Below are 25073 nucleotides of genomic sequence, written 5' to 3' on the forward strand. Positions count from 1 at the left end.
CGGAATGGTTTGCCACTCAGTTGTGGAAGGGGCAAACCGTGATCCCGGCGCTCGAATTGAGCCACACGGGAGTCGTTATGGGTGACACAGGTCCGTAGGCTTGCCGTCAATATGTAGACGACGTGCCCTTTCCGTCCTGCACCGCCGCTCTGCACCAGGTCGTTGAAAATAACCTACTTGGCAGACAGAGCGTGTTCCTCGATAAACTCGTTCAGCAACTGCTGTTGCTCAGCATTAAGCGCGCGCCCTTCTAACAGATCGGGACGGCGCTGCCATGTGCGGCCTAACGACTGCTTCAACCGCCAGCGCTTGATGGCTGCATGATTACCGCTTAGCAGCACATCCGGCACCTGGCGCCCGTCGATATTTTCTGGACGGGTATAGTGCGGGCAGTCCAAAAGACCGTCATTAAACGAGTCTTCGATAGCGGAGTCCTGATGCCCCAATACACCGGGAACCAACCTCGCCGCTGCGTCAATCAGCACCATGGCGGGCAGCTCACCGCCGCTCAGCACATAGTCGCCAATCGACCACTCTTCATCGATGTCACTCTCCACCACACGCTCATCAATCCCTTCATAGCGCCCTGCCACCACCACAAGGGGGCCAGCAGCGGCTAATGCCTGAGCGCCTTTTTGATCAAGCTTACGCCCCTGGGGCGAAAGGTAAATCACCGTAGGCACCTGGCCGGTGGCTTGATGTGCCCGTTCACGGGCATCGTGGATAGCGCCACGGAGTGTATCGACTTTCATCAACATACCCGGGCCGCCGCCATAAGGGCGATCATCCACACTGCGATGGCGGTCGGTGGCGTAATCTCGCGGGTTCCAAAACTCTAGGGCAATACGTTGCTTCTCTATCGCCCGGCCCACTACGCCCTGCTGGGTGAGTGCATCGAACATTTCAGGAAACAACGATACTACGCCGATCCACATAGCGGGCGTATCCACATCATTGCCAAGCACCGCTGTTTGCATATCGGCCGCTTCGTCATTGATCAAAACTCAGGGTCCCAGTTAACGACCATACGGCCATCTTCAAGGCTGATTTCGACAATCACGTCATCAGGCAAAAACGGGAGTAGCCGCTCGCGTTTGTCGATCGCGTCGTCATCGCCGCGAACCACCATGACATCGTTGGCGCCGGTTTCAAACAGGTAGCTTACCCGTCCTAACCGCTCGCCGGCTTGAGTGAAGACAGCCAAGCCTTCAAGCTCATGCCAGTAATACTCATCGGCTGCCAGTGTAGGCAGTGCATCTTTGGGCAGTAAAATATCCGCTTGCGCCAGTGCTTCAGCGGCATTGCGGTCATCTACGCCTTTAATCTGCACAACAAGGCCTTTACCTTGCCGACGTCCCTGAACAATGGTCATTCGCATCAGGGTTTCCCCTTGGCGCACCCACCATTCGGGATAATCCAAAATGCTGTCCATGGGGCTGGTGTAAGAATACACCTTGAGCCAACCCTGCACCCCGCGGGGGCTAGTCAGCTTGCCTAACACCACATGCGTGTCGTCAGTTTGGCTTGTTTCAAAACGCGTCATCGACGACCTCAACGTACAGCAGTCCAGACTCTACCGTGAACAGACTTACGCCTGTTTACGCGCTTCTTTAACCAGCTCAGCAACACGACCAGACAGCTGGGCGCCTTGGCTCTGCCAGTGAGTAACACGTTCTAGATCAACGCGCAGACGCTCTTCCTGACCACGAGCAACCGGGTTGAAGAAGCCGATACGCTCGATGAAACGGCCGTCACGGGCGTTACGCGAGTCAGTCACAGTCAGGTGATAAAAGGGACGCTTCTTGGCGCCACCACGTGCCAAACGAATGGTAACCATACGATAACTATCCTTCGGTTGAGGTTACGAGAGTGGAAAATAGCGCAAACCGCCACCAGAACACTCATCATACTGTTTTCTTGATACGCGGCTCACTTGAAGATAAGTGGCTGCTTTGTACCATTTTAGGCCTTCACAACCGGATGTTACGGCAATGCTTACGCATATTTTGCCAACACCCACGCATGAAGAGGCCGCATTCTACGCAAATGCGCCCTGATTGGAAAGCCTGACAGCCAGAAAACTCACAGGCCGTCAACCTTACCGACGTCGCCGCAGCGCCTAAACTAATGTGCTTAGCGCCAAGGCAGGCCACCGGGGCCACCCATACCGCCACCGCCCATGCCGCCCATTCCACCTGGGCCGCCAGGACCTCCGCCGCCGCCCATCATGCCGGACATGCCGCGCATCATTTTCTGCATGCCGCCTTTCTTGCCCGCTTTCTTCATCATCTTCTGCATCTGCTTGTGCTGCTTGAGCAGACGGTTCAGGTCGGGCACCTGCAGGCCAGCACCGGCGGCAATCCTGCGCTTGCGCGAGCCGTTGATGATATCCGGCGCGCGGCGCTCCTTGGGCGTCATGGAGTTGATCAGCGCTTCAAGCTTACCCAGCTCCTTTTCAGGGCCTGGGCCTTGAGCCATTTCGGCCATTTGCCCCATGCCAGGCAGTTTGCCCAGAAGACCACCCATGCCGCCCATCTTTTTGAGCTGCTGCAACTGGTCGCGGAAGTCTTCCAGATCAAAGCCATCGCCTTTTTTGACCTTGCTGGCAAGCTTGGTAGCTTTGTCTTTATCAACCGTGCGCTCGGCTTCCTCAATCAGCGACAGCATGTCGCCCATGCCGAGGATGCGTGATGCCACACGATCCGGGTGGAAGGGCTCCAGAGCGTCAACTTTCTCGCCCACCCCCATAAACTTGATGGGCTTGCCGGTAATATGACGTACCGACAACGCCGCACCGCCACGCGCATCGCCGTCGGCCTTGGTTAAAATAACCCCGGTCAGCGGCAGCGCATCGTGAAACGCTTTTGCGGTATTAACCGCATCCTGGCCAGTCATCGCATCGACGACAAACAGCGTTTCTTGCGGTGAGATCGCTTTATGCAGCGCCTGGATCTCCGCCATCATGGCTTCATCAATTGCCAAGCGACCCGCGGTATCTACCAGCACTACATCGTGGAACTGGATTTTGGCGTGCTTAATCGCCGCTTCGGCAATATCAACAGGCTGTTGGTCAGAGCGCGACGGGAAGAAGTCAACTTCGACCTCTTTGGCCAGCGTCTCCAACTGGTCGATGGCTGCCGGACGATAAACGTCAGCCGACACCACCAGGACTTTTTTCTTCTCGCGCTCGCGCAGGTAGCGGGCAAGTTTGGCTACCGACGTGGTTTTACCCGCCCCTTGCAAACCGGCCATCAACACAACGGCTGGCGAGCCTTTGAGGGTTAGGCCTTCGTTGGCCTCGCCCATAATGGCTTCCAGCTCCTGCTGGACGATTTTGACGAACTGCTGGCCGGGCGACAGGCTCTTGGACACCTCCTGCCCAACCGCCCGCTCGCGAACGCGTTCGATAAAGGCCTTGACGACCGGCAGCGCTACGTCGGCTTCAAGCAGCGCTTTGCGCACTTCGCGCAGGGTATCTTTGATATTGTCGTCGGTCAGGCGCGCCTGACCTTTAATCGACTTCAACGTCTGGGAAAGACGCTCACTGAGATTCTGAAACATGGGGCCTCTCTGCCTCCGTCGCTGTCGCCGGGCCTACGCCCCTAGACTGATGTACATGGATTATACGCGCTCACGCCTTGAGTCTCCATGACTGTCCGCGCGGGCTAACGATGGCTGTGCGATACTGCTTTGATTGGTTATAGTAGTCGGTACACGTTAACTTAACTGTTTTTTACTGCAACGCGCGAAATGCGCGCACGGATATAGCATCATGCAGGCGCTGCCTTTCGCCACGATCGCTTTTGTGCTCTATGTTGCTGCTGCCACTTGGCAGGGCATGACCCTTTTTCGCCGCGTGCCGCCACGCCAAGGCATGGTGCGCCTGCTGGGCGCCTTGGGCCTATTGCTCCATATCCCGGTGGTCGTCCAACTGATGGGGCAATCCCCAGGCCTCCTGCCTGGATTTACCACCAGCGCGACGCTTTTCATGGCGGTCGCCGTTAATGTGCTGTTGATAGCGAGCCTTTTCAAGCCAGTGCTTAACGTCGGCATCGTTCTCTTTCCTTTAGCGGGTGTCGCGCTGATTACCGCCACCTGGCTCCCCAGCCACACTAGCCACACGGGCCTGACACCCGGCATTCTACTGCATGCCATTAGCTCCGCGCTGGCGTTTGCCATGCTCGCAATTGCAGCGATACAGGCAATCCTGGTGGGATTACAAAACCAGGCGCTGCGCCATCACCATATTCGCGGCATCGTGCAGTCGCTTCCTCCGCTAACCACGATGGAACGCGTCCTGTTTGAGTTGGTCTGGGCGGGCATTTTGCTACTAACGCTCTCGATTGTGAGCGGCTTTATCTTTCTTGATAATATTTTTGCCCAGCATTTATTACATAAAACCGTTCTCTCGCTAGGGGCGTGGGTTATTTTCACAACCCTACTGATTGGCCGCTATCGCTTCGGTTGGCGCGGTATGCGTGCAGTACGGTGGACGCTGGGTGGTTGCACGCTTTTGATACTGGCCTACTTTGGCAGTAAGTTTGTGCTTGAGATACTGCTCAATCGCTAAGCCCATATACACGGCTATGGCTGTCTTGACACACCTTTTTCTAGCTTCTACAAACCGTGCTTGATACGGCATAAAGGAATTTTCGACTTGAGCGACGACTTCCCCTTGGGATTACTATTCGGCCTTCTTGGCTTACTAGTACTGCTATCGGCTTTTTTCTCCAGCTCTGAAACCGGCATGATGTCGATTAATCGTTACCGCCTGAGCCATCAGGCCAACAGCGGTGATCGGCGCGCCAAACGGGTCATGCGCCTGCTTACCCGCCCTGACCGCTTGATTGGCGTCATTCTAATCGGCAACAATTTCGTCAATAACCTTGCGGCATCCATTGCGACCATCATCGCTATTCACTTTTTCGGCGAAGTATCAGGTCCGGCGATTTCTACTGCCATTTTAACGATTACCATTTTAATTTTTTCCGAGGTTACCCCCAAAACCTACGCGGCGATTAAACCTGAGCGTATTGCCTACCCCAGCTCTATGGCGCTGGAGCCGCTTTTGAAGCTGCTTTATCCGCTGGTGTGGCTGGTGAATATGATCTCGAACGGCCTACTGCGCCTACTGGGCGTGAAAAGCGTGGAGAATGGCGGCGACAACCTTACCCGCGACGAGCTGCGTACCGTGGTGCATGAGGCCGGCACGCTGATTCCCTACCGCCACCGGGCCATGCTGCTGTCGATCCTGGACCTTGAGAATGTCACGGTCAACGACATTATGGTGCCGCGCCATGAAGTGCTGGGGATAGATCTGGACGACTCGCTGGAAGATATTCTGCCCCAAATTCGTACCAGCCAGCACACCCGCTTACCGGTATATAAAGGCGATATCAATAACATCATCGGCATGCTGCACTTGCGCAATGCCGCGCGCTTCTTATCCCGCGACGAAGTAACCAAGGCGGCCATTGTCCAGGAAGCACGCGAACCCTACTTTATTCCTGAGTCCACACCGCTCCATACCCAGCTGCTTAACTTTCAAAAGCAGAAGCGGCGTATCGGCATCGTGGTAGATGAGTATGGCGATGTCGAAGGGTTGGTAACGCTTGAAGATATTCTGGAAGAGATCGTTGGCGAGTTCACCACGGACGTATCGGAAGATGAAGAGATTCATCAGCAGGACGACGGCAGCCATGTCATTGAGGGCACGGCCAACATCCGTGAAATTAATAAAATGCTGGGGTGGCACTTACCAACCGATGGTCCCAAGACCCTGAACGGGTTGATTTTAGAGCACCTTGAAGCGTTCCCCGAAGGCCCCGCCAGCCTGCAAATTAACAATATCCGTATGGAAATACTGGAGATCCGCGACAACCTGATCACCTCTGCCCGCTGCTGGCAAAACGTGCGTCTTCCAAGACGCCAGCCCTGACAGCACTTGGGACAACATGAACAGGTAGCGCGTTAGCGCGCGTCAATATCTTTATCGGCGGCCACTTTTAGCGCTCGCACCCGCGTTTCCAAATAGCCACGCAGCGTAACCCCATCCACCTCTTGCACATTAATGGGTGGGCCAAAATGCAGGCTAACCGGCGCCCTAAAGCGGCTTGGCCACTTTTTCAGCGCTTTACCGTTGTAGTGTGATGTCCAGGAGCCCCACAAGCCTGCCAGCCCGGCAGGAATCACCGGCACATTATCGCGTGCCAGAATAGTTTCCAGCCCACGCCTGAAGGTATGGATATCACCGTCTGGCGTTAACCGCCCTTCCGGAAATACCATAACGACTTCCCCTCGGCGCAGTGCCTGGCTCACTTCATCCAGCGTACGCCGCAAGGCGCCGGGGCTACGCCGCTCGGACTCAATGGGAATAGCGCCGACAAGCTGAAACCACCACTTGAGCCAGGGCGAATCGAAAATTGGCTGATCCATAACAAAACGCAGTGGCCGAGGGCTGCCGCCCCCCAGGACCAGAGCATCCATAAAGCTTACGTGGTTGCACACAACCAGCGCACCGCCGCGTTTGGGGAGGTGATAACGCCCATGCACATGCAAGCGATAGCAAAGTCGCATAGCCAGATAAATCAGGCTACGCAGCACTTGGCGGACAGCATTGACCCACCATCTCACGACGCCGGCTCCCGGCGTCGAAGCCCTGCCAGCACCGTACTGACCAACTGATCCAGCAGTTCATCCACTTTAAGCTGCTGGCCTTGCCAATACCCCAAGCGTTCATTTAAGCCCAGCTGTACAAGCCCATGTACGCTGCCCCATAGCGTGCGCCCCAGCCGCCGAGCTTCGAGATCGTCAAGCGTGGGCTGGTACTCTTTGAGGGCGGATTCCACCTGGGTAAACAGCGCTTCAATGAGATGGCTTTGACGCTGATCAAGCTCCCCTTCTTGCGCCAAAGGATAATCAAACAGCAGCTTCCAGCGGTAGCAGTCTTGCTCGGCGAAATGCCAGTACGCATGCGCCAGCGCACGCAGCCAAGGCTCTGGCGCGTCTGCCGATAATGACGTAATGGTCTGCTTCAAGCCTGCCAACGTTTCGACGTTAACGTGCTGCAATAAGTTGTTAAAGCTGCCGTAAAGTTTAAGCAGCGTACTGGGCGCGCAGCCAACCTCTCTAGCCAGGGCACGCAGGGATAAATCGTGGACTGACTGTACAGCCAACCAATCATCACAAGCTTTCATGACCTGCGCATGGAGGGCATCGGGCGCATGCTGTCTAGGACGGGCCATGGCGATCTCTTCAGGTCAACGAATAACAAGAAAGAATGCCTCACAGCGCTTTAGCGTGAGCAAGGGGTGATATAGGATACCTTATATCGAACACTGTTTTCGACACTAAAACGCCACATTTAGCGCATTCTTGTGCATCTGTAATCTCTCCCATGACATGATTGAGCCGATTCTGCTTAAGGAGACTGGCATGACCGGACGCCTACATGTACACAACTTACCGCTCAAGCGTCTTCTGCCCTCACTCAGGGCGACATCCGCGCTGGTGGAATCCCCCAATCTGGCACCCCGCCAACCCGTTTCGGCTATTCGTTTAGCCCAGGGTGAATTGCAGCTCGAATCAGTTTTTTGGGGGTTAACCCCCCCGTGGTTAACGGTGCTGGATCACGCTCCACACTGCGCTAGAGCTGAGACACTCACTTCAAAAGCCATGTTCCATGAAGCGTTTCAGGCTCGCCGCTGCGTGATTCCTGTCAGCGGTTTTTACGTTTGGAAAGCACTGCCGCGACACAAACAGCCTTATCTGGTCACAGAGGTTAGGCGCGCGCCCTTGCTGCTCGGTGCGTTATGGTGCCGCTACCATACAACGCTTACCGCGTTTACTGACTCAACAGCACTGATTAGCGTACCGGCCAACGCATGCCTGGCACCGCTTAGCGACCGATTGCCGGTGGTCATTCCCCCTCATGCGTTGACCACATGGCTTGATCCCGATAGCCCTTTGGAAACCGTTAAAACGTTATTAACACCCGCACCCTTGGAACTATTAGGTGCGTTTCCAGTATCCAAGCATGTCAACAATCCTGCCTATCAATCAGCCGCTTGTGCCCACCCGGTTGGGCCAATGCTGCAATGGACCGTCCCACAGGAGCCGTAATGTTACGACCGAAAAGTAGACTATTTTATTCGCGCGTTGTACTGGCAGCGGTGCTCAGCACCGTATGGTTTTCCCCCGGCGTGCTGGCCGCTGGTGATGATCCGATAGAAGACACTGTCATCCCGATTGCCAGCCCCTTTGACAGTCGCGACTATCGCGTGCTGACGCTTGAAAATGGTCTACAAGCACTATTGGTAAGCGATCCTGACGCCGCTAAAGCCGCTGCATCCATGAACGTCCGAGTCGGTAGCGCCCAGGATCCTGATGATCTGCAAGGGCTTGCCCATTTCCTTGAACACATGCTGTTCCTGGGTACCGAGGCGTATCCCGCTCCAGACGCCTATCAGCGCTTTATTTCTGACCACGCGGGCTCCCATAACGCCTTTACCGCTCAGCAAGATACCAACTATTTTTTTGATATCGAGCCCTCCGCTCTGCCGGAAGCGCTTGATCGCTTTAGCGAGTTTTTCCTGTCACCGCTGTTTAATGCCGACCATTTAGAGAGCGAGCGCAATATCGTTCATTCTGAGTACATGGCAAGAATTCGCGATGAGTCCCGACGCGAAAACGACGTGCTTAACCAATTGCTCAACCCTGACAATGCCACCACAGGATTTGCCGTTGGCAGCCGCGAGACGTTAGCCAGCCCGCCGGCGGGAGAAGCGACGCTACGCGAACGTGTCATCGATTTTTATCACCAACATTACGATGCCAACGTAATGAACCTGGCCGTCGTAGCCCCTCAGCCGCTTGATACACTCGAAGAGTGGGTGGTGGAGCGTTTTGCGGATATTCCTGACAATGGCCTGAGCGTTCCTACGATTGATGCACCGCTGGTAGATACCGATACCCTGCCACGCTACGTTGAGCGTCAGTCACTGCAAGATCGCCGCCAGCTGCGTTTTTACTTCCCCATCCCTGATCCCGAAAATGAGTACCACGCAAAACCCACTCATTTAATGTCGCATTTGCTGGGCGATGAAGGGGACGGCAGCCTTTTGGCGGTACTGCGTAACGCAGGTTTGGCCGACGGCCTGTCCGCAGGTGTTCAGCGCGGCGATGGTCAGGACGCCCTGTTTACGGTTTCCATTAGCTTGACGCCCGCCGGTGCCGAGCGGCTTGATGATATTCAGGCTACGCTATTTGCCGCCATTGATCAGTTGCGTGACGATGGATTGGCTGACTGGCGCTATACTGAACTGCGCGATTTGAGCGAGCAGGCATTTCGTTTTCAACAGCACGGCGCACCCCAGCAGGAAGCTACTCAGCTCGCCATGAATTTGTCTCGCTACCCGGTTGAGGATGTGCAGTATGCCGCGTATCGCATGGATGCACCGGACACTGAGCGCCAGCAAGCGTATCTGGCTGCGTTAACGCCGGACAACATGCTGCGCTTTTACTCTGCGCCCGAGGTGGAAAGTGACACGGTTTCGCCCTGGTTCTCGACCCAGTGGCGAGAACAACCGCCTGTTCAAGAAGGTCTCGCGCTTGAGGGTTTAGCTCTGCCTGAACCCAACCCCTTTATTGCCAGCGACCTTGCCCTTATTGAAGGCCAGGACGAGCACCCAAGCCTAATGATCGACACGCCATTCTTTAAGGTTTGGCACATGCAGGATTCACGCTTTAATACACCAAGCGTTGAGTGGCGGGTCAGTTTGCAGTATCCCGACGCCAGCTATTCGGCCGAAGAGGTCGTACTGACGCAGCTGCTGGCTGGGTGGCTAAACGACAGCTTGAATGAATCACTTTATCCCGCATGGATGGCCGGTCAGTCGTTTAGCGCCTACCCGCACGCACGTGGGATGACGCTATCATTTTCCGGTTGGCGTGATGGCCAGACACCGCTTATTGAGCAAGCCATTGATCAGCTTAAAACGGCTGAGATTAGCGAAGGCGCCTTTGATCGCGTGCAATATCAGCTGCAGAGAGAGCTGGTTAATGCGCCGCAATCATCGCTTTATGGCCAGGCAAGCCGCACGCTGGGTGAAGCCCTGTTGACCCCACGCTGGTCGACAGCCGAACTACTTGACGCCAGTCAGCGCCTTGACCAGCAGCATCTTGAGAACTTCCGTAAGCGCTTTCTGGGCGGGCTCTATATCGACGCCATGGCGATTGGCAACCTGGATGAAGCACTCGCCCAGGAGCAAGCCGAGCGGGTGCGCAGCAAACTGCGCCCAGGCTTGACGCGAGAAGATATTCCAACGCTTAGCCCGCTGGCTATTGACACGACTTCCAGCGTACTGCACCCGCACAGCACCCGCGACGAGTCCCTGGTGCTGCGTTACTTACAAGGGCGCGACCAAAGCCCTAAAGAACAAGCAACCATTAGTGTGATTGCCCAGTGGCTGGAGACGCCCTTTTATCAACAGCTGCGCACGGAAGAACAGCTGGGCTATATTGTGAACGCGGGTTATTCACCCCTGCTTGAGGCACCTGGCATTGCACTACTCGTTCAATCGCCGGATGTGGACAGCGAAACGGTCGCTGCGCACATGGATGCCTTTTTAGCTGACGCTGGCGAAGCACTTAAGCAACTCGACGATGCTGAACTCGACGCCTATCGCAAAGCGGTCCATGCCAGTCTGAGCGAGCGTGATACCAGCCTTGCGGGCATGGCCAACCGTTACTGGCAGGCCACCGCGCTGGATGAGATCCGCTTTGACCGTCGTGAAGAGCTGGCCAACCTGGCACTTGAGGTTAGCGCTGCGGATATTCAAGCTGCATGGCCAGAGCTACTTGGCCACCAGCTTGATATACGCTTCAACCCGGGTGATGAGCCCAGCGATGTAATGCCTTACCGCGAAGCGCTAACGCCGTTTGCCAAGCGCAACACTCCGTAAATGAATGTGCCGCTCAGGCATCGAACGCCTGGGCGGGCATCATGGCCTCGACAAACATCACCAGTTCTTCAAGGATCTGCCGCTCACGCTCGCTGAGCGGCTGCTGATTGTAGCGCTCGATCTCCCGAGCAAAGGCCTTAAGCGTAAAGCCGGACATCGCCGGATCATTAATACGCATCCAGCGAAACGCCTCCCACTGCTCGCGCTCGTCACCTTCCAGCGTGTCAGGGTAGCTACGCGCCCGATAGCGAAACAGCATCTCCTCAAGGCGCGGGTCCTGAAAGGCAAACCGCTGCCCTACCAGATCCCAGGGTTCCATCTTACGCACCTGCTCCATCTGCTGCCGGTCGGCGGCGGAAAAGAAGCTGCCGGAATAAAGCATCATGTCAGGGTCGTGGGGTGCGTCATCAAAGTTGGTCTTAAAGACCTCGGCCACTTTAGGCATCACCCCTTGGGCGCTGCGCAAGGTTTTCCAGTGCTGACGGCACGTTGCAATATCCAACCCAAGGCGCTCAACAATCGCGCCATACGCTCCTTTTTGCGGCCCCTCTATGTCCTTGAGCACGCTCGACGGAAAGATCACCGGGCAACGGTTGATATGAATGACCTTGAGTGGAATACGCGCCTCACCTTCTGCTAAATCCTGCTGACTGACAAAGACGCGCTCGCGTATTTGCTCAGGCGAAAGCGTAAGGAAATCGCTTGGATCAACACTCAGGTCGTACACGATCATCCCATTAGGGTTGGTAGGGTGCTCAGCTAACGGCATTACCAGGGCGCTGCAACCACGGCTGGCCGGGTAGCGGCGGGAAATGTGCAAAAGTGGCTTGGCATTAGGCAGGTCAAGCTGCTGGGCAACCGCGCGCTTGCCGCGCAGGCCAAGCAAGTAATCGAAGAGCTTAGGGTTACGCGTTTTTAGCAGTCGCGCCAGGGCAATGGTTGCCCGAACGTCGGCCACCGCATCATGCGCACCTTCATGCTCAATCCCGTTGGCTTTGGTTAAATGCTCAAGCTTAAAGCTTGGCGCACCATCTTCACGTAGCGGCCACTCAATGCCGTCCGGGCGTAGCGCGTAAAATGCGCGCACCACATCAATTAAATCCCAACGGGAGTTACCGTTTTGCCATTCGCGGGCGTAGGGGTCGATCAGGTTGCGATAGAACAGGTGACGAGACACTTCATCATCAAAGCGCAAGCTGTTGTATCCTGCAACACAGGTGCCCGGCTCGCTCATGTGGCGCTGCACTTCACTGGCAAACTGCGCTTCAGGCAGACCGTGACGTCGCGCTTTTTGTGGGGTAATCCCGGTAATCAAACACGCAGCAGGATGAGGCAGGTAATCGTCTGCTGGCTTGCAGTAGAGCTCGATAGGCTCACCGATCTCGTTTAAGTCCGCATCGGTACGCAGCGCAGCAAATTGAGCGGGCCGATCTCGACGCGGATCGGCCCCGAATGTTTCATAGTCATGCCACAAAAAACTGGCAGGGGCGGCATTAGGTGGCGCCATGAACAAGCACTCCGCAAGGCAGCAAAAACCCTAGCCTAGCACACCCAGCGCCTTTCTCGCCGCCTGTTACCCTCCTGTCTTGTCAGCTTTTGGGCAACGTCACATTCAGCTCAAGTACTGAGCAGTTATCTTCGCTATCCAGCGAAATCTGAATGGCATTGTCGTCAACATGTACATAGCGACGAATAACTTCGAGCAGTTCGCGCTCAAGTAGCGGCATGTAGTCAGGCTGACCACGCTGGCTTCGCTGATGCGCCACGATGATTTGTAACCGTTCTTTGGCCACCGAGGCGGATTTCTTGCGCTCACGCTTCAAGAATTCCAAGAGTTTCATCGACGGTTACCTCCAAACATACGGCTAAGCAGACTTTTGCGCTGCACCTCATGAAAACGTAACGGAATCTCCTCACCCATCAGGCGTGAAACGGTATCCGTATACGCCTGACCTGCATCACTTGATGCATCGTGAGTGACCGGCACCCCCTGGTTCGAGGCGCGAAGCACGGCTTCGGACTCAGGAATCAGGCCCAGTAAGTGAATGGCCAGAATTTCACGAATATCCTCAAGGGTAAGCATATCCCCGGAGGTCACCCGTTCAGGGTTATAGCGAGTAACGAGCAGATGCTCTTTAATCGGATCACCACCCTGCTCAGCACGCCGGGTTTTTGATGCCAAAAGGCCCAAAATACGGTCAGAATCGCGTACTGACGAGACCTCTGGGTTGGTGACCACAATCGCTTCGTCGGCAAAATACATGGCAAGCTGCGCACCACGCTCAATACCGGCAGGCGAGTCACAGATAATAAAGTCAAATTCTTCTCGAAGCTTTTCCAGCACCTCCGCTACCCCTTCTTGGGTTAGCGCATCTTTGTCCCGGGTTTGTGAAGCGGGCAGGATATACAGATTTTCAACGCGCTTATCACGGATCAACGCTTGGTTAAGGCCAGCTTCGCCCTGTATAACATTTACAAGGTCATACACTACACGACGCTCGCATCCCATAATCAGGTCAAGATTTCGAAGCCCTACATCAAAATCAATGACCACGGTTTTTTTACCACGTAGGGCCAGACCTGTTGAGATTGCTGCAGCGCTAGTGGTTTTACCGACCCCCCCTTTACCTGAGGTCACAACAATAATTTTAGCCAAGATTCACTTCCTTCTTGAAGTCGTTCATCGCGAGCGCATGACGCTGAACGAATAACGGAAACGTCAATGTCACAAAAGCCCTACTGTAACGGATAGGCAAGGCAGCGTCGCTAAGCATTAAGCATGGATGCACGCTGCGTTGAAAGCATCAACCCAACGGCTTAATTTCAAGCTGCTCTTTTATAAAATGAACTTCTGCAGCGCAGCCCAAAAGCCGGGGGTCAACATCTTCGAGGCGTTTGTAATTCCCAGCCACCGAAAGCAGCTCAGCCTCAAGCTCGCGGCAGTAAATACCGGCTTGAGTATTACCATGAATACCGGCCAGCGCCCGCCCCCGCAGAGCACCGTAAATATGAATACTACCAGCTGCTAATACTTCTGCACCCGCATTGACGGCACCAATTACGATCAGATCCCCATCCGGTGCGCTGACTTGCTGTCCAGAACGAACAGTGCCGCGATAAAGTCGTGTTGCCGCACTCTTGGCCTGTGCCTCAATACGGTCGTCGTCAGGGGCATTGTTTTTTGAGGTTTCCTCTTTGCTGCTGACGCTCTCCAGTGCTCGAGCACGCGTCTCCTCTGTAGGTGCAAACCAGCCAAGCCCCAATGCCCAGGCCGATTGACGTACCGGCTCTGAGCCGCCGCGTACGGCTACCGGCAAAAGTTTATGATCTCGGCAAACGGCGCATATCCGCTCCAGGGCCAAGTGTGGTTCATCAAGCTTTTCCACGCTAAGCACAACCGGTGTATGCTGAAAGAATGCCGGAGATTGAGATAGTTTACCGGCCAGCTGCCGCCGGATATGCTCAGGGTCAGCGCTACTTAATTCCATGACGGTCATCGGCAGCATGCCGCCTTTAAAGGTAAACGCCACGTTGGCACTATCGGCGTTGAGGCTCATAGCCGAACTCCATGTCATGTTCAGGTAAGATAAAGGTAGCGCAATTTGGCGCCTTTGGGTGTGAAGAATCAATTTCTATCACACCCTAGTAAGGCAAAGCTAAGCGACAGCGCCGGTGACTGCAACCGCTGTTCAATAATGGCTAATTTTTTTCATGCTACGCACCTCTACGCAGGATGATCCATGCACGGACTGTTAAGACGCCTGTTCGCTCCTCGTTGGCAACACCCCGACCCCGAGGTACGCCGACAGGCCCTCTCTCGACTTGACCCCCACCAGGCTGAACAGCGCGAAGCGCTGCAAGCACTCGCGCACGATACTGACAGCAGCATCCGCTTGGCGGCACTGCTCGCGCTGGATGAAGTCGAAGGATTGGTGGCGGCTTACCCTGACCACAGCCAGCAAGAGGCATGGTTCAATGCCGTGAGCCAGCGGCTTAGCGGTCTTGAAGGCAGTACCGAACTGCAACAACGCCAAGCCCTGGTGGAAGGGCTGGACGAGCCGCGGCTTTTAAACGTGATTGCCTTACAAGGCGACAACCTTGATCTGCGCCTGACCGCTCTTGCCCGGCTAACCAGTGAAGACGACTTGATTAAGCAAGCGTGCCAAAACGGTGTCGCGGCTGTTCGTCATCGCGCCGCCGAGCGTATTGAGACAGAAGAGGGCCTAAAGCGCCTGCTTAAAGATGCGCGACGTGATCGTTATGTAACTCGCCTTGCCCGCGAAAAACTCGGCCAGCAGCGAACCGATGCCGAATGGCTGGCTCGCCAACAGCAGCAGCTGGAGCACCTTCTTCACCAGATGGAACAGCAGGCTCGCGCGCCTTGGGAGCCGCTATATGGCGGTCGCTTTCGCCATTTAGAGCGCGAATGGAAGAACCTGACGCCCCCGCCCAGCGCCGAGCAAGAGCAGCGCTTTCATCAAGCCATGCTGAGCTGTCGTAAAACGCTTCACGACCATGAAACGCAGGAGCAGGCTCGCCAGCAGAGCCTTGCCCGCCGAGAGGAAGCGGATCAGACACGTGATCAGCTGCTTGATGGGCTAGAGGAGACGCTTGAAAGCCTTCATCATGCTACCGAGCTGACCGTCCAGGATATTGACAGCCTGCGTGCCCAACGCCAACTTTTCAGCCAACGCTGGCAAGTACTCTCGGACGTACACTCGCCCAGCGAACCTGCAAGCCAACGCTACACGCAAGCCATTATTCAATATGAGCAGTGTCTGGATGCCTGGCAGCGCTGGCAAGATGTCAGCGTTGTGCTTGAGAAAGCGCTTGCGGATAATGACCACCACGCCACGCGTCGCCTGCTTAACGAATGCGACTGGCCAAAAGCATTTACGCCGCCCGCGTTGATACAGCGCGCTCAAGCAACACTTGCCAGCGAGCCACACACACCGGCATCTAGCCCACACGCCTCGGTTTCATTAAGCACTTATGAAGCAGAGCTCGATAGCTTTGAGCACCTGCTTGAGCGTGGCGCCTTCAAAAGTGCCAGCCATCTTCACCAGCGCTTAAAGCCGCAAATCGAAGCCCTGCAAATGGCGGAAGCCAAGCCGCTGAAGGCACGCTTAAAGCAGTCCGGCGCGCGCCTTGCCGAGCTACGCGATTGGCGCGGCTTTGTCGCAGGGCCCAAGCGCGAGCAGTTATGCTCAAGCATTGAAGCACTGGCCAACGACCCGCACATGGCGGAAACCGCGCTTGACCGCCACCACCGCCAGCTAGTGAAAGAGTGGAAGTCGCTGGGCGATGCCGCCGCCAATCGCGAACAGTCCGCGCGCTTTCGTGCCGCATCTGACCGCATCCATGAGCGGCTAGCCCCATGGCGCGACCAACTAGGCCAAGAGCGTGAAGCGAACCTGCAGGCCCGCGAGCAGCTGTGTGAACAGCTTGAAATACTGCTCGCCCAGCCAGCGGAGGACGCTGACCCGGATGTACTACGTGAAATTCGCGACAAGGCACGCCATCAATGGCGTCACTACTCGCCGGTGCCTCGCGAGCGCTCTGAGGCTGTTGGTCAGCGGTTTGGGAAAATCCGCCATCAGTTGCAAACATTAATTGATCAGCGGGCCGAGCAGATCGCCTCTCAAAAGCAGGCGCTCATTGACGAAGTGCGGGCGCTTCGTCACGACCAGCAACAGCCTTTGGCTCAACGCATTACACAAACCAAGCAACTACAGCAGCACTGGCGCCAGTTAGGGCGCGCACCCAAAGGGGCGGAACAAACCCTTTGGAAGGCGTTCCGGCACGAGTGCGATCAGCTGTTTGCTCAGCGCGAAGCCCACAAGAGCGAGCAGGCTGCCCATCAGCAACAACAGCTTGAAGCCATGCAAATACTTATCGATCAAATGGACAGCTGGCAACCCACTACCGCCAATGAAACCAGCACGCTGGACGACTTTTTGAACCAAGTCAGCCAGCTTGAGCCACTGCCGCGAAACCGGCGTAGCGAAGGCATGCAGCGTCGCCTAAGCGGTATTGTGCGCGCCAAGCGCGAGCGTTTGAGTCGTCTGAAGATTGCGGATACCGTTCAGCAATGGCAGCTTATTTTACCGCTCGTTAACGCACACCTGGCCGCCGATCAGCGCTATCTGGACGGCGGGGCCGCGGAAATTATTAACGCTGACAATATCATCAGCACGCCGCTTCCCAGCGTATTTGTCGAGGCGCATCAGACGCGTAACCACCAGCGTCAATCCACGCCACTCCCTTTGTCACTGGACGATGAGGCAGCACGAGCAGACGCCATTTCTCGGCTGCGGGTGCACCTGTCTTTATTAACCAGCGGTAGCATCCGACAAAGCGACGAGCCTTTGCGCCTGGCGATTCAGGTAGAGCGCTTGAATGAAGGTATTCGCCAAGAGCGTAGTCGCGAAGAAGAAATTATCGATGTCTTAGCCGCACTATTAGCGCTTGGCCCGGTATCGATGGCGCAGTGGGAAAAAGAAGCCAGGGAACTGGATAGCTTATTGCGCGACCTGGGGCATATTCCGCCCCCCTGACCGCCCCATCAATGCGACAACAACAAAGCGGGAGGCGATTCGCCTCCCGTTTTGCATGCTCCCTTGTGAGGAATAAGCCGTCGCGTAGGCATGGGTGGCCTAGCCCATAAATTGCCCACCGTTAATATCGATGTTGGCGCCGGTAATAAAGCCAGACTCTTTATCGGCAAGGAACGTCACCAATCGGCCAATTTCTTCCGGCGTACCGTAGCGTTTTACCGGAATCGTTTCGCGAATGGCTTCACGCACTGACTCCGGAATTTTCATAATCATGTCGGTGGCAATATAGCCAGGCGATACGGTATTTACCGTAATGCCTTTGGTGGCCGTTTCCTGCGCCAGCGACATGGTTAAACCGTGCATACCGGCTTTAGCGGCAGCGTAGTTAACCTGGCCAAACTGCCCTTTACGGCCATTGATGGAGGAGATATTAATAATTCGACCATAGCCATTTTCGAGCATCATCTCGATCACGCTACGGCAAGTATTAAAGACGCTATTAAGGTTGGTATCGATGACCTGATACCACTGTTCGTAGGCCATTTTTTTCATCGTGCCGTCGCGGGTAATGCCAGCACAGTTTACCAGCACGCTAATTGGACCGTGCTGTTCGTGGATCTCACGCGCAGCATCCAGGCATGCGTTATGGTCAGACAGGTCGACTCCGAGTGTTGTAATACTCTGATAACCGGCAGCTTGCTGGGTGTCCTGCCAGGTTTTGGCTTTTTCGGGATTGTTATACCCTGCCACTACCCTATAACCCGCATCTGCCAACGAACGACAAATTGCCGTGCCGATTCCACCAGTTCCACCAGTTACCCAGGCGACGGGGGCTTGATTGGCCATTGACTACCTCCCTGATATGACAAATGGCTTGGACGCTAAGTACTGTTATGGTTCGTAAACCATTTCGAATAAGCGTCAAGCGCTTGTATCACCAACAGCACGCCACCGATTTTATTGTCAGGCGGCCTACCGACAGTAAGCTTTTTATTGGGACCATGGGAAGCATAGCTTTACTCTTTGCATATTGCAGTACGATGAATATCAGCCTTTTGTGCTTTGTTTGCTACAAAGGGTTGACGTGGCGCAAAAAATCCGTAGAATACGCCTCACGTTGATGCGGGGTGGAGCAGCTTGGTAGCTCGTCGGGCTCATAACCCGAAGGTCATCGGTTCAAATCCGGTCCCCGCTACCAATATTTTGAAAGGCAGATCAGTTACTTACTGGTCTGCCTTTTTTGTTGCCTGTCTTTTCAAATTCCTCTGTGCCCACATTGTGCCCACACCGTGCCCAATATTTTCATTGCCTCTGAAGATCAAAAATTTGCATGACCTTCAGGCACCTGACGGCAAATCCCTACCTCACCATTAATTTCCACACTACGTTCTTAGTCGGCCAAAGGCGCAGACTCATCATTAGCCTCCTTAACATGAGTTACCAGTTGCTCAATCTCACAATCGAAGTAGTAACAAAGCTTGTCGAGATTATCAGTCACTGTGCTATGGCCTGGATGATTGATAATTTTCGATAACGTCATTCGATTGATACCTGTTTCTTTTGCTATCTCGCCAATCGTAATCCTGCGCCGTTCTTCAAATTCTTTCTCAGCGATCAGCTCTTTTAAGTGATACCGAATCATCTCTTTGTCCAATATGATCATAAAAATTATCAAAAACGTGTTGAAATAATCATTTGATCGTTTATATTCATTATCGAACGATTAAATATATTATCAAATGATCACTTGAGCGAGGAGATAGTCTCATGGACTGCACTTTTTTGACAACGGAAGAGCTCGCATCGCGAATCAGTGCTCCAAAGTGCTGCCCGTATAAGAGTTGATTGCAGCTCCCTAACGTTTCCACGCCATGAGTGTTGGAGAATAATTTCTTTTGCATTAGCGGAAATTTTTTTACCTAAAAATACTGAGTCTTGCTCGCCATGAGCTTTAAGCACCATGTCTGCGAGAAGCGAAAGATCCCCCTCACGGGCACGAAGAGGTGGAAGATGCAAAACACCCACGGCCACACGGTAAAACAAGTCTTCCCGAAAGAGTCCGTCTGCAACCGCTTCCATAAGATTGCGGTGTGTAGCTGTGACAATGCGTACATTTACAGGCCGCTCTTTGTCGCTACCCACCGGTACTATTTTTCCTTCTTGTAGCACTCGGAGTAGACGAACCTGCGACTGTGCAGATAGCTCTCCAAACTCATCATGAAGCAAAGTGCCACCATCGGCTTGCTGAAAAACACCAAGACGATCAGAGACCGCACCTGTAAATGCCCCTTTCTTATGACCGAAGAGTGTTGAATCAACCAGCTCTTCTGGAATGGCACCACAATTTAATGCAACAAACGGCTTATCAGAACGAGAGCTAGCGTTATGAATCGCTCGGGCAAATAACTCCCTGCCTGTACCACTTTCGCCATAGATCAGTATTGGTACATTACGCTCAGCAAGAATTCGCGCCTGATGTTTGAGCAACTGCATGTGAGGGTTCTGAGTAACAATATTATCGAACGCAGCATTGATCGGCGCCCGAGAATCCATGAGGGCATTCAGTTTTTCATCTGAAATATCTGAAACCGCAGGCACAAACTCTGCAGCAAGTTTGAACGGTATTTTTACCCTCTCCACACCTTTTTCAAGAGAAGACTGATAGAAAACAGCCGAGAACTTAGTTTTCCCTAATAGAATCCAGACTGCCTGCATAGCCGGAGCACCAGGGCTTAGGAGAATGGATATTTCAGTACCGGTTGAAGCAAGCTTGGCTAGGTAAGGTTCCACCGCCAAGTAAATTTCCCCAAAGTCGACAGGGGAGCTAAGACTTGCCTCACAAGCATCAATTGCGATGTCAGTGTGACGTTCGAGCCAAGCAATATAGGGAGACACCTGCTCGTATGGATAGGCATAGAGTAGTTGCACTGCGTCAAATGGGATGTTTTTCAACGTCGACCATATTGGGCCAGCAGGTTCATGGCCCACAGCTTTTAGATCATTAGCCCCGATCCAGCTAATTAATGTCCTGTGTAATGACTTAGGCATCCGCGTTTTGAATCCAATTGGTTGGCAGACGGAGTTTTATACTTATCCGTGGCTAATTTCTTTATCGACTGACCGAGCCTTTTTCAGTAGATGCAGGATGCCGTGCTTCTTCATTAGCCGGCCATAGCGTTACAGCAGCTTGTGCACTGCCAGTCAGCAGGATTATGCTTTTCAGCTTAGCCAGCTGAGTACTCTGCGTTTGCTTCAAAATACGCCAGAACAGCTTTTCATCAATGACATACTGGGCATTGAAATCTATAGGCAAGCCAAGACGAAAACCGCTGTTGGCCACCAGATCGTCGGCCGGTGTTTGCCTCACATCGCCGGCAGCTTTCATCTCCTCGGTTGTCATACCAGTGAGGGCCTGCTCGATAGTAGTCTCCAGTGCATGCTCATTGGTTTGGCTAACCATCACTGCCTTCTCCCTGTTGGTAATGCATCCGCAGCACCTCAAGCATCCGTTTTTGGTGTGTGGCAAGTTCTGCCTCGGCCCACTGATTTCCGATATCGGTGTGCAGCTCAAAAATCTCTTTGAGCTTTAATGAGTCATACCGGGGTTTACTTTGAAAATCTGCCTTTTTCTTGAGCACAGTCTGATTGCTGTAGGATGAGTTCTCACCCGGACTCAACAGCACCAAGTTACCGAACGCATCCAACGAACTCTTTGCTAGGGTAGTTTTATGCTCCTCATTCTGAGGATGCACATGCTCAACAGAATTCTTCGAGGTGATGCGATAGCGTTTCAGCTTGTCATTGCGCTTATCGCCATGCTTCCACAGCAGGTACTCCAGCTTCTGAAACCAGTAGTGCTCAAAACTGGTACCAAGGGGCGTATCCAAATACCGCTCCTTCGTGGACCAGTCAGCCAACACTGGGTGCCGCCCGCTGGCTATTTTAAAGCTGGCTTCTTTCTGGGTTTCAGTGGTTAACGACAGTTCGTTATCCAGTTGCTCCAGTGTTGCCAGTACCTGTGAGTCCGTCATATCAGGCTGGTCAATCAAGCGGCCAAGCAGCGCTGTTAGCCAATACTGGGCTGAGCGATCGCCGGTAAAATTACGCACAGACTGCAACTGCACCAATTCGCTCAGATCTTTTGCCGTGCGGTTGATGTAGTAATCATTTCCAGAAAAAGATCGGCTGATGGTGGTTAAACGTAACTGAGGGTCTTCCCTGTCATCATGTTCAACCCACTTCACCACCCAGGTATCAAACTGGTAGCGCACTTGCCACAGTAGCTCGATAAAGGCCTTAATGACGGCCTCATCCTGCTTTAGTAGCCCCTCAAAACAGGCTAGCAAATGACCGGCCTTGATGCGTTGTCCCAGATCAGGCCAACCTTTTTGTGCATGAAAAATTCGCAGGGCATGAATCAGCAGCAGCTCAAAGCCGATGATGGAACGACAGTAAACCGTTTCTGCGTCGATATTTTCCGTAGTGTCGTTCAGTTCTTTTTCTTTGACATTTTCCGGGGCATCACCGGCATTCATCTCTGCCAATAACTGAGCCACTGATTTGCCCTTTCTATCTTCTATACCCGATGCGCTGTCCGGTTGTGAAAAGGCACCACTGAACCGTTTCAGATCTTCGTATTCCAGATCATTCCTACCGGCTTGGGGAAACAGTTGACGCAGGTTGCGCTCGAAATAGTTTTCCAGATGCTCGCAAGCCTGCCAGATCTTGCTATACAACGCTTTATCGGTGTTGATCTTCTTCAGGAGGCGGGCTTTCAACAGATCCACCGGCTCCAACTGAATGCCGGCAGTATTCATGCTGGCAAAGAGGCGGTTTAGATCCATGGTGGCTGGCACGAGGTTGTTGACCCAAATAACCTTGCTGTACAGGTAATCGGCAAAGGCACCGAGATCAAAGTCAGCGTCCTTTTTCAGTCTTTCGACCTGCTGCTGGAGCACTGTCAGGTTGGCTGCCAGCGATTTCAGGTATTCATCGTGTTTGATTTCTTCATCCCCTGGCCGGGGAAGTTTTTCCAACCCCGCATAACTGCCTAGCAGATTGCTGACAGAATCGCGGATCTCAAAGCTCAGGCGTGAATGCTCACCCAACAGCGATACTTCAGCCAGTTTTGAATACACGCCCTCTGCCCATGCCTTGAAGGCGATAGAAATGAGCATCAGGGTCGTTGTGCGCTGCTGCCCGTCGATCAGTTCGTACACTTCTCGATCATCAAAAGCTCGCCGAGCAGAAAGCGAACTACCAATAAAGTATTGCGTCTCGCCGGTTGAGAAAGCCTCTTTGATGTCCTCAAACAACTTGACCACATCCTCGTCTGACCAGACATAGGGCCTCTGATAGCTGGGAATCAGAAAGCCCAGGCCGCGGTCGTTCACCTTCTGCAAGGTCAGTAGTTCTGTGTTCACCTGATGGCAGGTTGCCACTGAACTCATAGTGGATCTCCTGCCACTTTAAGAGTGAGCGCCTGAGCAAAGCTTTCTTTGTATTGCCCAGGCTTCAATTCCAAAGCAAAGAATTCGCAGACTTTGTCCATATAGCGTTTTTTCACGCTGTTTTTATCCAGATTGCTGCCCTCCACCGTCAACACAAAGCTATCCAGATAGGCGAAACACTGCTCCGGCGTGTAACTGAGCCCGATCCAATCCAGTACCGGATATTCTCTGGCAAAGGCATAAATTGATTTTTCACGTACGGCTTTCTGATTGCTGACCCGCCGTGAATACACTACGCGGAAGAGTTTTTTGGCTGCTTGTTCCAGCTGGTTCTCGCCGAACTGGCTGATGTAGAGCAGCAGGCAGGCTTTGTACAAACCTTCCAGATAGCCGCAGCCCTCCATGCCTTTAAGCCAGACGATGAGTGAATGATAGCCGGGTAGATGGGGCAAGTCGGGTTTTCCCCAGTAGCAGTTATACAAGCCCTGGAAATAGCTCAAATAACGAATGGTATTGACCCCGGCATTCAGCGGCTGGCGCACATCGTAGCCCTGTTGCGCCTGGTGTTGGCTGACATCACCTGCCAGCCCGGTGTGGCGATAGGTACGGCCAAAAGCGATATCTTCACCCTTGCCGGTTTGTTGTGCGAATTCCGACACGATGCAGTCCCGCAGCTGTTTTTTTTGCTGATGCGAAGGAAGCTCACGCATACTGATCCGCTGCCAATAGCGGCCCTTTAACAGCGCGCTGACGGTGTCATCCAGCTTGCCCAAGGATTCCCACTGTTTGGCAAACGGCTTCTGATGCAGCTTATCTACCGCACGCAGGTGGTGCGCCTTAATAATATCCGGCCCACCCAAACGCACACCCCCGGTATTCTGGGTTTCAAAAAAGCGGTAAGCGTCGTCTTCCGTCAGGGTGACCACCAGTGTGAATTGCAGCTTGTTAAAATCCACCAAACCTTGCCAATACTCCGGCTGGCTGCTGAATTTCTCTTTCAGCCATTTCAGGTTGTGCTTGATCTGCTGCTGACTGATGGGATGCTCGTACTCCAACCCTTGCAGCAAAGAAGCCTGAATTTCGCTGTGCTGTTGTAGCAAGCAACCCATCAACGCCAAGGTGGTGATGCGCTGCTGGCCATCAATAATATTCAACTGACCATGGGCCTGATGCAGAATCAGGCTGCCAAGGTAGTAAGACAGCGCCGGGCGGTGTCTGCTGTGTTGAGTAATATCCTGCAGCAAGGCGTTCAACTGGGTATCCTGCCAACAGTAAGGGCGTTGATACTCGGGAATCGTCAACTCCCCAACAATGGCCGTGCCATCACTGCTGAGAATGCGAGCATCACCCGTAATCTGATCTTCCAGCAAGTGACCGGAAAACAACTGGGCAGCACTGCATGTTGCAACCTGAACCGTCATCTTTGGTCAGTTCTCCAGCATCTTGTGGGCGAATTGATTTTTCCTGTCACAACTCTGTGGGTCAGAGTGGTTTTGATCCTGACTAGTAACAATGGACACCTCAACGTTTCATCCTGACAGCAATACAACTTGTAGCTGATGGACTTTTTCTATGGTGAAGTTGTCCTTATCGACGCGCCAACCTAACTTCCGTGACGCCTGATTATCTTGCTCATTTATAGCAACACCAATGTTTGGGCCCCACCAAGCAAGCTCCAGATTCGCCACTACCTCGCCTTTATCATTTACGATATCGCTGGCATACCCGCTGCACGATACTGTGCTATAAGGCCCTCAACAGCTGGGTCAGCAAACTTGGCGATTGCATCCCAACCCGATCCTATCTCAACTTGAAACTGCTCACGCCGTAGCCGAGATTCAGCGGGGTCGAGCATGCGAATGGCACCGGTCTACTCTTCCAGTTTGATAAGAAAACGCGCGCTTTTGCCGCTCACCAGTTCCGAAAGGCCCTCCACGGTGAGCACATAGCCGCCGTCGTCACTGGGCCTGCCCGACGGACGATCCATTCGCAATCACGGATAACCACCCGCTCACCGAGGGCGTAAAGAGCTGACATGCCTGTTTCCTTGTATCAACCAGAGGCGACAAAGGGATGCCAGGAGGATAAGCAAAAGCTCCGACACT

General features: G+C 53.8%; 21 protein-coding genes and 1 tRNA gene. 6 read left to right on the plus strand and 16 right to left on the minus strand.

What is annotated here, in order from left to right; genetic code table 11:
• Nucleotides 1–173: 173 nt before the first annotated feature.
• From trmD to ffh, 4 genes are all read right to left on the minus strand, one after another.
• Entirely contained in the window at nt 174–935 is a 762-nt protein-coding gene (gene trmD / locus ACT3RQ_RS09630; RefSeq protein WP_444640514.1) for a tRNA (guanosine(37)-N1)-methyltransferase TrmD, read from the minus strand.
• A gap of 62 nt (nt 936–997) precedes the next feature.
• Nucleotides 998–1543 carry a ribosome maturation factor RimM gene (gene rimM, locus ACT3RQ_RS09635; RefSeq protein WP_444640478.1) on the minus strand — a complete coding sequence of 182 codons (546 nt, stop codon included), beginning with the start codon at nt 1541–1543 and terminating at the stop codon, nt 998–1000.
• A 45-nt stretch (nt 1544–1588) separates the two neighbouring features.
• Nucleotides 1589–1837 carry a 30S ribosomal protein S16 gene (rpsP, locus tag ACT3RQ_RS09640; protein ID WP_009724081.1) on the minus strand — a complete coding sequence of 83 codons (249 nt, stop codon included), beginning with the start codon at nt 1835–1837 and terminating at the stop codon, nt 1589–1591.
• 296 nt (nt 1838–2133) lie between these two features.
• Nucleotides 2134–3561: a signal recognition particle protein gene (gene ffh, locus ACT3RQ_RS09645; RefSeq protein ID WP_444640479.1), complete on the minus strand. Its 1428-nt coding sequence runs from the start codon at nt 3559–3561 to the stop codon at nt 2134–2136.
• Nucleotides 3562–3772: 211 nt separating this feature from the next.
• Between ffh and ACT3RQ_RS09650 the strand changes: the two genes are divergently transcribed.
• Entirely contained in the window at nt 3773–4570 is a 798-nt protein-coding gene (locus ACT3RQ_RS09650) for a cytochrome C assembly family protein (RefSeq protein WP_444640481.1), read from the plus strand.
• Between the two features lie 87 nt (nt 4571–4657).
• On the plus strand, nt 4658–5938 hold the full coding sequence (locus ACT3RQ_RS09655) for an HlyC/CorC family transporter (RefSeq protein ID WP_444680358.1): 1281 nt from the start codon (nt 4658–4660) through the stop codon (nt 5936–5938).
• 32 nt (nt 5939–5970) lie between these two features.
• On the opposite strand, the gene ACT3RQ_RS09660 is transcribed toward ACT3RQ_RS09655, so the two are convergent.
• The gene (locus tag ACT3RQ_RS09660; RefSeq protein WP_140398993.1) at nt 5971–6576 is read right to left on the minus strand and encodes a 1-acyl-sn-glycerol-3-phosphate acyltransferase; all 606 of its coding nucleotides are present in this window, start codon (nt 6574–6576) and stop codon (nt 5971–5973) included.
• Between the two features lie 53 nt (nt 6577–6629).
• Nucleotides 6630–7244, minus strand: a complete 615-nt coding sequence (locus tag ACT3RQ_RS09665; protein WP_172118544.1) for a TetR/AcrR family transcriptional regulator — start codon at nt 7242–7244, stop codon at nt 6630–6632.
• Between the two features lie 190 nt (nt 7245–7434).
• Here ACT3RQ_RS09665 and ACT3RQ_RS09670 point away from each other — a divergent pair, with 190 nt between their 5' ends.
• Both ACT3RQ_RS09670 and ACT3RQ_RS09675 read left to right on the plus strand, forming a co-directional pair.
• Nucleotides 7435–8121, plus strand: coding sequence for an SOS response-associated peptidase (locus ACT3RQ_RS09670; RefSeq protein ID WP_444680359.1), 687 nt, complete (start codon nt 7435–7437; stop codon nt 8119–8121).
• Nucleotides 8121–10961, plus strand: coding sequence for an insulinase family protein (locus ACT3RQ_RS09675; RefSeq protein WP_444680360.1), 2841 nt, complete (start codon nt 8121–8123; stop codon nt 10959–10961). Before ACT3RQ_RS09670 ends, ACT3RQ_RS09675 begins: the two co-directional genes overlap by 1 nt.
• A 13-nt stretch (nt 10962–10974) precedes the next feature.
• On the opposite strand, the gene sbcB is transcribed toward ACT3RQ_RS09675, so the two are convergent.
• From sbcB to minC, 4 genes are all read right to left on the minus strand, one after another.
• Nucleotides 10975–12468 carry an exodeoxyribonuclease I gene (sbcB, locus tag ACT3RQ_RS09680; protein ID WP_444640486.1) on the minus strand — a complete coding sequence of 498 codons (1494 nt, stop codon included), beginning with the start codon at nt 12466–12468 and terminating at the stop codon, nt 10975–10977.
• 82 nt (nt 12469–12550) lie between these two features.
• A complete protein-coding gene (gene minE, locus ACT3RQ_RS09685; RefSeq protein ID WP_018918334.1) occupies nt 12551–12802 on the minus strand; it encodes a cell division topological specificity factor MinE in 252 nt (83 codons plus the stop codon).
• Nucleotides 12799–13617, minus strand: coding sequence for a septum site-determining protein MinD (minD, locus tag ACT3RQ_RS09690; protein ID WP_444640487.1), 819 nt, complete (start codon nt 13615–13617; stop codon nt 12799–12801). The genes minE and minD overlap by 4 nt, the downstream gene beginning before the upstream one ends.
• A 148-nt stretch (nt 13618–13765) precedes the next feature.
• Nucleotides 13766–14518: a septum site-determining protein MinC gene (minC, locus tag ACT3RQ_RS09695; RefSeq protein WP_444640489.1), complete on the minus strand. Its 753-nt coding sequence runs from the start codon at nt 14516–14518 to the stop codon at nt 13766–13768.
• A gap of 183 nt (nt 14519–14701) precedes the next feature.
• Between minC and ACT3RQ_RS09700 the strand changes: the two genes are divergently transcribed.
• Nucleotides 14702–17518 (plus strand): DUF349 domain-containing protein, encoded by a 2817-nt coding sequence (locus ACT3RQ_RS09700; protein ID WP_444680361.1) that lies wholly within the window; start codon nt 14702–14704, stop codon nt 17516–17518.
• A 99-nt stretch (nt 17519–17617) separates the two neighbouring features.
• Here ACT3RQ_RS09700 and phbB read toward each other — a convergent pair whose 3' ends face one another.
• Nucleotides 17618–18364, minus strand: a complete 747-nt coding sequence (phbB, locus tag ACT3RQ_RS09705) for an acetoacetyl-CoA reductase (RefSeq protein WP_444680362.1) — start codon at nt 18362–18364, stop codon at nt 17618–17620.
• Nucleotides 18365–18639: 275 nt separating this feature from the next.
• Here phbB and ACT3RQ_RS09710 point away from each other — a divergent pair.
• Nucleotides 18640–18716 (plus strand) — tRNA-Met (locus ACT3RQ_RS09710).
• Nucleotides 18717–18908: 192 nt separating this feature from the next.
• On the opposite strand, the gene ACT3RQ_RS09715 is transcribed toward ACT3RQ_RS09710, so the two are convergent.
• The 5 genes from ACT3RQ_RS09715 to ACT3RQ_RS09735 all read right to left on the minus strand — a co-directional run bounded on the left by ACT3RQ_RS09715 (nt 18909) and on the right by ACT3RQ_RS09735 (nt 24389).
• A complete protein-coding gene (locus ACT3RQ_RS09715; protein ID WP_252860460.1) occupies nt 18909–19181 on the minus strand; it encodes a helix-turn-helix domain-containing protein in 273 nt (90 codons plus the stop codon).
• An 80-nt stretch (nt 19182–19261) separates the two neighbouring features.
• Nucleotides 19262–20566, minus strand: a complete 1305-nt coding sequence (locus ACT3RQ_RS09720) for a sigma 54-interacting transcriptional regulator (RefSeq protein ID WP_444680363.1) — start codon at nt 20564–20566, stop codon at nt 19262–19264.
• 61 nt (nt 20567–20627) lie between these two features.
• Nucleotides 20628–20978, minus strand: a complete 351-nt coding sequence (locus ACT3RQ_RS09725; RefSeq protein WP_444680364.1) for a hypothetical protein — start codon at nt 20976–20978, stop codon at nt 20628–20630.
• Entirely contained in the window at nt 20971–22968 is a 1998-nt protein-coding gene (locus ACT3RQ_RS09730; RefSeq protein WP_444680365.1) for a DUF262 domain-containing protein, read from the minus strand. The genes ACT3RQ_RS09725 and ACT3RQ_RS09730 overlap by 8 nt, the downstream gene beginning before the upstream one ends.
• The gene (locus tag ACT3RQ_RS09735) at nt 22965–24389 is read right to left on the minus strand and encodes a DUF262 domain-containing protein (RefSeq protein ID WP_444680366.1); all 1425 of its coding nucleotides are present in this window, start codon (nt 24387–24389) and stop codon (nt 22965–22967) included. The genes ACT3RQ_RS09730 and ACT3RQ_RS09735 overlap by 4 nt, the downstream gene beginning before the upstream one ends.
• Nucleotides 24390–25073 lie beyond the last annotated feature (684 nt).

The sequence above is a fragment of the Halomonas sp. AOP43-D1-4 genome, from assembly GCF_052446175.1.
Classification (GTDB): Bacteria; Pseudomonadota; Gammaproteobacteria; order Pseudomonadales; family Halomonadaceae; genus Vreelandella; species Vreelandella citrativorans.

Bases quoted from the DNA above. Each gene is read 5' to 3' on its own strand.
- minC (WP_444640489.1), bottom strand. From the start codon at position 14,518: ATGAGCCTCAACGCCGATAGTGCCAACGTGGCGTTTACCTTTAAAGGC.
- ACT3RQ_RS09650 (WP_444640481.1), top strand. From the start codon at position 3,773: ATGCAGGCGCTGCCTTTCGCCACGATCGCTTTTGTGCTCTATGTTGCT.
- ACT3RQ_RS09730 (WP_444680365.1), bottom strand. From the start codon at position 22,968: ATGAGTTCAGTGGCAACCTGCCATCAGGTGAACACAGAACTACTGACC.
- ffh (WP_444640479.1), bottom strand. From the start codon at position 3,561: ATGTTTCAGAATCTCAGTGAGCGTCTTTCCCAGACGTTGAAGTCGATT.
- sbcB (WP_444640486.1), bottom strand. From the start codon at position 12,468: ATGGCGCCACCTAATGCCGCCCCTGCCAGTTTTTTGTGGCATGACTAT.
- ACT3RQ_RS09715 (WP_252860460.1), bottom strand. From the start codon at position 19,181: ATGATCATATTGGACAAAGAGATGATTCGGTATCACTTAAAAGAGCTG.
- ACT3RQ_RS09700 (WP_444680361.1), top strand. From the start codon at position 14,702: ATGCACGGACTGTTAAGACGCCTGTTCGCTCCTCGTTGGCAACACCCC.
- ACT3RQ_RS09660 (WP_140398993.1), bottom strand. From the start codon at position 6,576: ATGCGACTTTGCTATCGCTTGCATGTGCATGGGCGTTATCACCTCCCC.
- phbB (WP_444680362.1), bottom strand. From the start codon at position 18,364: ATGGCCAATCAAGCCCCCGTCGCCTGGGTAACTGGTGGAACTGGTGGA.
- ACT3RQ_RS09665 (WP_172118544.1), bottom strand. From the start codon at position 7,244: ATGGCCCGTCCTAGACAGCATGCGCCCGATGCCCTCCATGCGCAGGTC.
- ACT3RQ_RS09725 (WP_444680364.1), bottom strand. From the start codon at position 20,978: ATGGTTAGCCAAACCAATGAGCATGCACTGGAGACTACTATCGAGCAG.
- ACT3RQ_RS09720 (WP_444680363.1), bottom strand. From the start codon at position 20,566: ATGCCTAAGTCATTACACAGGACATTAATTAGCTGGATCGGGGCTAAT.
- rpsP (WP_009724081.1), bottom strand. From the start codon at position 1,837: ATGGTTACCATTCGTTTGGCACGTGGTGGCGCCAAGAAGCGTCCCTTT.
- trmD (WP_444640514.1), bottom strand. From the start codon at position 935: ATGTGGATCGGCGTAGTATCGTTGTTTCCTGAAATGTTCGATGCACTC.
- minE (WP_018918334.1), bottom strand. From the start codon at position 12,802: ATGAAACTCTTGGAATTCTTGAAGCGTGAGCGCAAGAAATCCGCCTCG.
- ACT3RQ_RS09670 (WP_444680359.1), top strand. From the start codon at position 7,435: ATGACCGGACGCCTACATGTACACAACTTACCGCTCAAGCGTCTTCTG.
- ACT3RQ_RS09675 (WP_444680360.1), top strand. From the start codon at position 8,121: ATGTTACGACCGAAAAGTAGACTATTTTATTCGCGCGTTGTACTGGCA.
- rimM (WP_444640478.1), bottom strand. From the start codon at position 1,543: ATGACGCGTTTTGAAACAAGCCAAACTGACGACACGCATGTGGTGTTA.
- ACT3RQ_RS09735 (WP_444680366.1), bottom strand. From the start codon at position 24,389: ATGACGGTTCAGGTTGCAACATGCAGTGCTGCCCAGTTGTTTTCCGGT.